This is a genomic window from Oleiphilus sp. HI0125, from assembly GCF_001635355.1.
This window is the reverse complement of sequence record NZ_LWGF01000939.1, coordinates 1-2,104: the sequence shown is the minus strand read 5'-3', so window position 1 is coordinate 2,104 and position 2,104 is coordinate 1. Positions and strand designations below refer to the sequence as shown.

Annotated in this window: 3 protein-coding genes; all 3 read left to right on the top strand. The window is 46.8% G+C overall.

Translation table 11 applies throughout. The features are described from left to right. Positions 1 to 1,243, top strand: a 1,243-nt coding sequence (gene glyA / locus A3762_RS16165) for a serine hydroxymethyltransferase (RefSeq protein WP_068756620.1), incomplete at its 5' end; no start/stop codon positions are given. Between the two features lie 19 nt (positions 1,244 to 1,262). Further along, a complete protein-coding gene (gene nrdR, locus A3762_RS16160) occupies positions 1,263 to 1,736 on the top strand; it encodes a transcriptional regulator NrdR (RefSeq protein ID WP_068478615.1) in 474 nt (157 codons plus the stop codon). Between the two features lie 21 nt (positions 1,737 to 1,757). Continuing rightward, the coding region (gene ribD, locus A3762_RS16155; RefSeq protein ID WP_068756618.1) for a bifunctional diaminohydroxyphosphoribosylaminopyrimidine deaminase/5-amino-6-(5-phosphoribosylamino)uracil reductase RibD at positions 1,758 to 2,104 on the top strand (347 nt) is incomplete at its 3' end.

Here is a 2,104-nt window from a genome sequence, read left to right as displayed (position 1 = left end):
CGCTGGATTTGATGATGAACTGTTGTCGGCAATGGATGCAGAAGCAAAAAGACAGGAAGATCATATTGAATTGATTGCTTCAGAAAATTACACCAGCCCTCGTGTAATGGAAGCGCAAGGATCTTACCTTACTAATAAATACGCCGAAGGCTACCCAAGTAAACGTTACTACGGTGGTTGTGAGCATGTTGACGTAGTCGAGCAGCTAGCAATCGATCGTGCAAAGGCATTGTTTGGTGCGAAGTACGCGAACGTTCAGCCTCATTCAGGTTCACAAGCAAACGCAGCGGTATTTATGGCTCTTTGTCAGCCAGGTGACACAATCCTTGGTATGAGCTTGGCGCATGGTGGTCACTTAACGCATGGCGCGGCGGTTAGTTTTTCAGGCCGAATCTACAATGCAGTTCAATATGGCTTAAACGAAGCAACTGGTGAGATTGATTACGATCAAGTTGAGGCTCTTGCGCGTGAGCACAAGCCTAAAATGATTATCGCTGGTTTTTCAGCCTATTCTCTTGTTGTTGACTGGAAGCGTTTCAGAGCAATTGCAGACGAAGTGGGTGCGTACTTGTTTGTTGATATGGCGCATATAGCGGGTCTTGTTGCTGGCGGTGTTTACCCAAGTCCTGTTGGTATTGCAGATGTCGTGACTACAACGACGCATAAAACGCTACGAGGCCCTCGTGGTGGTTTGATTTTGGCAAATGATGACGAAGAGCTGAACAAAAAGCTGAACTTTGCCGTCTTCCCTGAAAGTCAGGGTGGACCATTGATGCACGTGATTGCTGCGAAAGCAGTGTGCTTCAAAGAAGCGATGTCAGAAGAGTTTAAAACATATCAGCAGCAAGTCGTTAAAAATGCACAAGCGATGGTTTCTGTATTTTTAGAGCGTGGCTACAAAATTGTGTCTGGCGGTACTGATGACCACCTTTTCTTGCTTGATTTGATTGATAAAGATGTAACGGGCAAAGACGCTGACGCAGCATTAGGTCGTGCTCACATTACAGTAAACAAGAACTCGGTTCCAAACGATCCTCGTTCTCCATTTGTAACGAGTGGATTGCGTATTGGTACTCCAGCTATTACAAGTCGAGGTTTTCAGTCGAAAGATTGTTCTGAATTAGCTTCATGGATTTGTGATGTGATTGACGCGTTAGTTGCCAATCCAGAGGACGACTCTGTCATCAACGCAACACGCGAAAAAGTGCAAGCAATTTGCTCGCGTTTGCCAGTTTACGCATAACTGTCAGGGTTGATTCCTCATGCATTGTCCGTTTTGTAAGGCGACTGACACGAAGGTTTACGACTCTCGTTTGGTTTCTGACGGCAATCAAGTACGTCGTCGACGCGAGTGCTTGACCTGCCAAGAACGCTTTACCACATTTGAAACGGCTGAGCTTGTGATGCCGCGGGTTGTTAAACAAGACGGCTCGCGCCAACCCTTCGATGAAGAAAAGCTGAATCGTGGTGTTCAGCGAGCTTTAGAAAAGCGTCCTGTGAGTATTGAGTCCATTGAACAGGCGATAGACAACATCAAGTATCGTCTGCGAGCGACTGGTGAGCGAGAACTATCTTCATTGCAAGTGGGTGAAGAAGTGATGCGAGAACTTCGAAGTTTAGATGAAGTTGCATATGTTCGATTTGCCTCGGTATATCGCAGTTTCCAAGACATCAATGAGTTTAAAGAAGAGATTGATCGCTTAGCCAAGCGTGATCGCTCTTCTGATAACGCATAAGCACTAAGAGTTTTGCTCCATATGCATGACTGGTCGGCTGATGATCATCGTTATATGGCTCGTGCTATCGAGTTAGCCTGGCTTGGTGAATTAAGTTGCCAGCCTAATCCACGTGTTGGTTGTGTCATAGTGCGCGATGGTCAGATTGTTGGAGAGGGCTTTCATGAACGAGCAGGTGAAGGCCATGCTGAGGTTAACGCATTAGCTCAAGCCGGAGAGTTGGCCAAAGGTGCTACGGCATATGTAACCCTAGAGCCTTGCAGTCATTACGGTAGAACTCCACCTTGTGCAAGAGCCTTAGTCGATGCGGGATTGGCACGCGTTATTAGTGCGATGCAAGATCCGAATCCCTTGGTTGCAGGTAAGGG